Origin of the sequence: Dysgonomonas sp. 25 (assembly GCF_010501075.1) — a bacterium.
Classification (GTDB): Bacteria; Bacteroidota; Bacteroidia; order Bacteroidales; family Dysgonomonadaceae; genus Dysgonomonas.
Map to the genome: position 1 here is coordinate 315,635 of NZ_QVMN01000007.1, position 317 is coordinate 315,951.

A 317-nucleotide genomic window follows, 5' to 3' on the forward strand; every position below is an offset into this window, starting at 1 on the left:
AGCACATACGAGAGCCCGTGGAATGTATAGAACGATATACCAACCGGCAAAATAATACTTAGTGTGTGGATGCTCGATGATAAACCGAATAGCTGCAAAAATTCCTGAAACTCGTGTATAAAGAAATTGAAATACTTAAAGAAGCCCAGAAAACAAATATTCACAATGACTGCAATAAACATCCAAGTCTTTCGTCCGCTTTTTGTCGTTGCCGTACTGACCCTTAGCCCTCCGTAATAGCAGAGGATAGTGGAAATAGCCAGCAGAAAAAGAAAACGCCAATCCCAGCAGCCATAGAAGAAATAACTGGCAACAAG

Annotated in this window: 1 pseudogene; it reads right to left on the reverse strand. The window is 41.0% G+C overall.

The window, feature by feature from the left end:
* A pseudogene (locus D0T66_RS16460) lies at positions 1-317 on the reverse strand (MBOAT family protein); the annotation flags it as partial.